The 5718-nt window shown below is 35.6% G+C and carries 12 protein-coding genes and 1 pseudogene; all 13 read left to right on the forward strand.

Features of this window, described 5'->3' with window-relative positions:
* Window positions 1-45 precede the first annotated feature (45 nt).
* On the forward strand, window positions 46-390 hold the full coding sequence (locus tag GSM_RS02385; RefSeq protein WP_003687068.1) for a hypothetical protein: 345 nt from the start codon (window positions 46-48) through the stop codon (window positions 388-390).
* Complete coding sequence (locus GSM_RS02390; RefSeq protein WP_003687066.1) at window positions 371-625, forward strand: hypothetical protein; 255 nt, start codon at window positions 371-373, stop codon at window positions 623-625. Before GSM_RS02385 ends, GSM_RS02390 begins: the two co-directional genes overlap by 20 nt.
* On the forward strand, window positions 622-1101 hold the full coding sequence (locus tag GSM_RS02395; RefSeq protein ID WP_003687064.1) for a siphovirus Gp157 family protein: 480 nt from the start codon (window positions 622-624) through the stop codon (window positions 1099-1101). The genes GSM_RS02390 and GSM_RS02395 overlap by 4 nt, the downstream gene beginning before the upstream one ends.
* Complete coding sequence (locus GSM_RS02400; RefSeq protein WP_003687062.1) at window positions 1101-1811, forward strand: AAA family ATPase; 711 nt, start codon at window positions 1101-1103, stop codon at window positions 1809-1811. Before GSM_RS02395 ends, GSM_RS02400 begins: the two co-directional genes overlap by 1 nt.
* The gene (locus GSM_RS02405) at window positions 1811-2335 is read left to right on the forward strand and encodes a DUF669 domain-containing protein (protein ID WP_003687060.1); all 525 of its coding nucleotides are present in this window, start codon (window positions 1811-1813) and stop codon (window positions 2333-2335) included. Before GSM_RS02400 ends, GSM_RS02405 begins: the two co-directional genes overlap by 1 nt.
* Before the next feature lie 14 nt (window positions 2336-2349).
* Complete coding sequence (locus tag GSM_RS02410; RefSeq protein ID WP_003687058.1) at window positions 2350-3039, forward strand: putative HNHc nuclease; 690 nt, start codon at window positions 2350-2352, stop codon at window positions 3037-3039.
* Between the two features lie 14 nt (window positions 3040-3053).
* Window positions 3054-3779 carry a conserved phage C-terminal domain-containing protein gene (locus GSM_RS02415; protein ID WP_003687057.1) on the forward strand — a complete coding sequence of 242 codons (726 nt, stop codon included), beginning with the start codon at window positions 3054-3056 and terminating at the stop codon, window positions 3777-3779.
* Window positions 3779-4555 carry an ATP-binding protein gene (locus GSM_RS02420; protein WP_010077740.1) on the forward strand — a complete coding sequence of 259 codons (777 nt, stop codon included), beginning with the start codon at window positions 3779-3781 and terminating at the stop codon, window positions 4553-4555. The genes GSM_RS02415 and GSM_RS02420 overlap by 1 nt, the downstream gene beginning before the upstream one ends.
* A 1-nt stretch (window position 4556) precedes the next feature.
* A complete protein-coding gene (locus tag GSM_RS15490; RefSeq protein WP_261974519.1) occupies window positions 4557-4682 on the forward strand; it encodes a hypothetical protein in 126 nt (41 codons plus the stop codon).
* A complete protein-coding gene (locus GSM_RS02430; RefSeq protein WP_003687010.1) occupies window positions 4672-5061 on the forward strand; it encodes a hypothetical protein in 390 nt (129 codons plus the stop codon). Before GSM_RS15490 ends, GSM_RS02430 begins: the two co-directional genes overlap by 11 nt.
* Window positions 5058-5273 carry a hypothetical protein gene (locus tag GSM_RS02435; RefSeq protein ID WP_003687009.1) on the forward strand — a complete coding sequence of 72 codons (216 nt, stop codon included), beginning with the start codon at window positions 5058-5060 and terminating at the stop codon, window positions 5271-5273. Before GSM_RS02430 ends, GSM_RS02435 begins: the two co-directional genes overlap by 4 nt.
* On the forward strand, window positions 5263-5442 hold the full coding sequence (locus GSM_RS02440; RefSeq protein WP_029327342.1) for a hypothetical protein: 180 nt from the start codon (window positions 5263-5265) through the stop codon (window positions 5440-5442). Before GSM_RS02435 ends, GSM_RS02440 begins: the two co-directional genes overlap by 11 nt.
* A pseudogene (locus GSM_RS02445) lies at window positions 5439-5718 on the forward strand (DNA-methyltransferase); the annotation flags it as partial. The gene GSM_RS02440 and the pseudogene GSM_RS02445, both read left to right, overlap by 4 nt.

Raw genomic sequence — 5718 nt, forward strand, 5'->3', positions numbered from 1 at the left:
TAAATAAATTTCAAGTTAATTATAGCACAGATAAGGAGTGCAAATATGAATAACGAACAAGCACAACAAGCACTAGAAAACATTGGTAGCAAACTAACGCTTCAAATGGATAGCAGTATGCCAAGCTTTTGGTACGGAAACGAAGTTATTGGATTTGTTTCAACTTCAAGTATTTCAATTTATCCAGGCGGCGGTTATCTCAAACACAAAATAACTGATGAAGAATATTCAATTCTCATTCAGCTGTCACACACAAGATTAGACGATCGCATAGTGAATGACACTTTTTCAAAATTTACTGACAGTTTAAGGCGAGCTGATGATTCAACACGAACGAAAATAATTAATTACGTCAAGGAGTTGGTTGCTAGTGATACTAACGCAGAGTGAGCTACCTGACGGAGAAATAGTTATTGCTGACTACGAGGGCAAGTCGTTGTTCTCAGGTATAGACTATTACTTCTTTAATGACAATCAAGACTTAGTTAGTGCTGACGATTTAGCTGATTACATTGACAAGATGTATGAAGTCAAGCTGCCTAATACAGATATTGAATTCTGTGAAGGCTGGTTATTTGCAGAGAAGATTGATTTTGAATTAATTGAATTGGAGGAAATAGAATGAATCTATTTGAGCTAACAGATAAATATAAAGAGCTGGCTAACCGAGATGATTTAGATCCTGAAATGATTAAGGACACGTTGGACAGCATTGAAGATACATTCAATAGCAAAGTTGATAATATTGCGACCTGGATAGAACGAAATCAAATGAATGTTGATTGGCTTACTAAGAAAATTCAAGAGTTGCAAGAGTTGCGAACTACTTTGAAAAATAAGAATAAGCAACTTAATCAGTATCTAACAGATGCTATCGACAGTGCTGGATATAAAGAGGTTAAGACTGATAATCACTTCTTGAAACCTAGAAATTACCGACCAAGCGTGATTGTTAGCGATGAAAGTGTAATTCCTGAAAGCTATAAGAATGTTGAGCAAGTCACCAAGATTGATAAGAAGTTGCTGTATGAAGATCTTAAAAATGGTAAGGATATTGATGGAGTTGAATTAAAGCCTAGTCGAAAGGTGGTGATTAAGTAATGAAGGTCAATTCGTTAAAAACAGTCAAGCGCACTGATAACTGGCGAATATGCCTATATGGCGATTCAGGTGTCGGCAAAACATCGGCTGTAAAGCTTCTAAAAGGTAAGACACTTATATTTGCTTTTGATAATTCAACTAAAGTTTTAGGTGGATTAGATATTGATGTAATAGACTTTGATCAGCTTAATCCAGTTCAGAATATAAAAGAATTTATGTTAGAGGTTAAAGAACTTACAAAAGGATATGACAATTTAGTTCTAGACAATATCAGTGCTTTGGAGAAAGCGTGGTTTACTGAACAAGCTAAAAAAAGCAAAAGTGGTATCAGAAATGAGTTGCAAGACTACTCTGGTTGGACAAACTATTTTTTGAGATTTATCTCAGCAGTATATATTCTTCCGATTAACATTCTAGTAACTGCATGGGCTGATGAACAAAAGGTTACTACATTGACTGGTCAAACTTTCAATCAGTATGTTCCCGAAATTAGAAGTAGTGTCAGAAACACATTCATGGGGCTAACAGATATTGTTGGTAGAGTTGTTATCAATCCTAAAACTCATGGCAGAGGCGTGATCCTAGAGGGAGACGATAGTGTTTTTGCGAAAAATAGATTAGATCAACGAACAGTAGCTCCGATTGAAGAACTTTTTAATTTTGAAACAGAAAAAACAAATAAAAAAGAAGAAAAGGTAGGTAATAAATAATGGCTGGATTTGAAATGGATTACTCAGAAATTCAAGATTTCAATGTTGAGAATGGAACATACGAGGTGGTTATTAACGGAGTTAAAGAAGATGCTACTAAAAGTGGAGCACAATATGTCAACTTTGATTTAATTATCAGAAACGATATTGCAGACCAAAAATTCAAGAACGCTCACATTTTCCACAAAGTTTGGGTAAGCAAAGAAACTGGGAAATATAACATGTCAATGCTAATGACTGTCGCTAAATATGCAGGTATTCCTGATCACACAACATTTAACAGTATTGATGAATATTTCAATGCTTTATATCATAAACCGGTTTTGGTCACAGTGAGAAATGAAAAATCAACATACAACGATAAAGAATATGAGAATTTGAATATTAAGCGTTGGGCATTATCAAGTTTTCCTAATGTTCAACACCAATTCAAAGCTGATGATAGTCAACAACAATCTGTAGGAGACCCATTTGCTCAAAATGGTCAACCTGTAGAAATCAGTGATGATGATCTCCCCTTCTAAATTGAGGCGGTTAAATGGAAAGACGACCTGCAAGAATAATAAAGAATGGCAATAAACTTAAGTTGGTAATGGACATAGACCAATTACCAAACTTAGACCATATAGAAACAGTTAGCGGTTCGACAGATAAGTTTTATGTTGATTATGAAATAGCTGATATTCGTAAAGCAAGACCAAAACAGAGACGATTATTCTTTGCCTTGCTAAATGATATTTCAGAGTTTTATGTGGTGCCACAAGAGTTCCTGAAATCTTTATTTTATGGACAATACGCACAATATACGGGTGGCAAAAAAATAAGTTTGAGTAACGAAACTTTATCAAGCGTCAGTGATGCAAATCAACTTTTAGATTTAGTAATTGATTTTATGTTTAGCTGGCATGTTCCTTTTAAAAGGGGGTATGAATTGTTGCCTAAGGAAGAAGAGTATTATCTGTACCAATGTTGTAGACATAGAGTTTGTACAATCTGTGGGAAACATGCAGATATTCATCATCTTGACACAATTGGAATGGGTGGAAATAGAAACGAGGTTGATCACACCAAAAGACATGTAATTGCATTGTGTCGTGAACATCATCAAGAAATTGAAACAATTCATAACAAAGCATTTTCTGAAAAATATCATGTTCCACTCAAAGGGGTAACACTTGATGCGGAAACATTAAAAAAGATAGGAGTGAGAGGAAAATATGAAGAATAGGAGGTATACCAATTATGGCTCAAAGAAGAATGCTGAGTAAAAAGATAACTGATACAGATACATTTTTGGATATGCCGTTGTCAACACAAGCGCTGTACTTTCATTTAAACATGCATGCTGATGATGATGGATTTGTATCGAATGTAAGAACAATCAATCGCATGGTTGGTGGAAGTGAAGATGATTTAAAAATATTAATTGCCAAACAATTTATTTTCACTTTTGATTCTGGAGTAGTTGTTATAAGAGATTGGAAAATACACAACTATATCCGAAAAGACACCTATAATTCAACAATTTATGGCAATGAAAAGTCACAGCTAAGTGAAGATGAAAATGGCTCGTATACATTACGTGGACGTATCGTCGACGAACCGTCACCACAGGTTAGGTTAGGTAAGGATAGGTTAGGTAAGGATAGTAAAACATATAGTCCTGCTAAAGCAGAACCACGTCTCCCTTATCAAGAAATAGTCGAATACTTGAATGAAAAAGCAGGAACAAGTTATCGATCAACTACTAAAAAAACTCAAGCTCTAATCAAAGCTAGGTTCAACGAGAAGTTTAACCTAGATGATTTTAGAAGAGTTATTGATAACAAAGTAGCTGAATGGAAGAACGATACAGCTATGAACAAGTTTTTGCGACCTGAAACGCTATTTGGAACTAAGTTTGAAGGCTATCTTAATCAAGAAAAAACCAACAAAGGGAATACGCCAACTGGAAAGGAGTGGTTCTAATGGCAGAAGGATTAATCAGTCAGCAGCAGATTGATCGAGTTAAAGAAATTGCCAAAGAAAAAGGCGTTGATGTTGAGCATTTAGCACCTAGTGAACAATTTGAAAAAGATAACATTGAGCAATTTAACCGAGCTTTGAGAATTAAAAAAGGTCGTAAATATTTTTCAATGTCGGTATGGCCTGGAAATATTCCTTTGAAGTTTGAGTTTTCAAAATGGAAACCTGACTTGCAACCTAATGTCGAAAAAGCTAAGCAACTAGGAAATCAAGCGTATAAGGCTGCTAAGTCAATAGCAAACCAGCCTAATAACTATGTACTTGCAGGAATTAGGGGGACGGGCAAAACATCTTTAGCCCTAGCAATCATGTATCAAGCTAAACAAGAAGGCTTAGGAGTGATGTTTGTTTCAACTGACGAGCTTAGTTCTTTGATAGGCAAGCAATACGACCTGACCGATGTTAAAAACCGTCTGAGCGACATTGAGAGGGCAATGAAAGAAACTGACGTACTCATACTTGATGATTTTGGAACTGAGGGTGGAATGAAGGGTGCTATTAAACCAGTCAGAACTGATATGCAGGAATTCATGTATCGAGTTGCTAATGCACGCGTTGATTTTGAAAACAACAAAGTTAAGAGATCAACGATTATCACGACAAATAATTCAAGGCAACAGCTTGAATCAATGTACAACGAAAAACTAATCAGCAGATTAATGACTAGCAATCCTGAAAGACAGTTGGCATTTGATTTGAAAGATGTACGAGGTATCTAACATGGAATATATCGTAACAGGAACAGTGATTGAAATAGTGCCAACTGAGGTACGCAGGCACGAGCGTGGATACTGGCGAAAGATGATTGACAGAAAGATTGAGGAGGCAATGAAAAATGAGTATTGAAGAATATTTTAGAGATGAATCGGGTACACAAGTTTTAGTAAGAATTAATCGTTCTAACATTGAAATTTACGGTGCAGATTTTGAACGTCCAAGCTTTTCAATAGATAAGTCAAAGGATATTTTGAATTTCATTTATAAAGGAGCTTTGTCCGTATGGAAAGATTTTAAGCCTAGAGAGGCATTTTCAGAAGGCAGCGACTACGACGAATTTTATGATAAAAAGACTGATAACAATGGGTACTTATCAGTTAATAACCAGAAACTTAATTTTAGTAGAGAGTACTTACAAGGCAAAACGCTGCTTTGGTATAGATTTAATAAAGCCAAGTGCCAGTCTTTCATATTTGATATAAAAAACATGTTGGAGGTGTCTGAATGATTAAGAATGATGAACCAGCATATTATGTCATACCCAAGGAAAGCTTTGTGGCAGAGCGTAGAGTATTTAAGCAAGGTGAAGAATATCCAGTGTATAGAATTTCGGGTGGATTTTGCTTAGTAGCTGAAAATGGTGAATTTAATTTCACTAAAAAACTATTTAGCAAGGTTTTACATGATTGGGAATTAGAGGTTGTGGAAGATGACTATTAAAGCAGGCAGCAAAGTAAAATATGCAGGTAAATACAGATTTGTCAAAGCAATAATCAACCGTGGAGCGTACACGACAGCACTGGTTCAAGATTTCAAATTCGAAAATGAACACAGACAGCTAGTCACTGTTGAGGTGCCACTCGAACAGCTAGAGGAGTTGGGAGTATGAGTAAGACAAAAATTGAATTGTTCAACGACCATTTTCAAAATTTCAAGCGTTATGCGATTCCTAAAGCACAGTTAGTAATTGCTGATATTCCTTACAACATTGGAAATAATGCTTATGCTTCAAGTCCTGAATGGTACAAGGGTGGAGATAACAAAAATGGTGAGAGTAATAAGGCTAATGCAACATTTTTCAATACTGATGTTGATTTCAGAGTTGCAGAGTTTATGCATTTCTGCTCACACATGTTGATTAAAGAGCCTAAGCAAACAGGTAAGG

The organism is Liquorilactobacillus mali KCTC 3596 = DSM 20444 (assembly GCF_000260415.1).
GTDB classification, from domain to species: Bacteria; Bacillota; Bacilli; order Lactobacillales; family Lactobacillaceae; genus Liquorilactobacillus; species Liquorilactobacillus mali.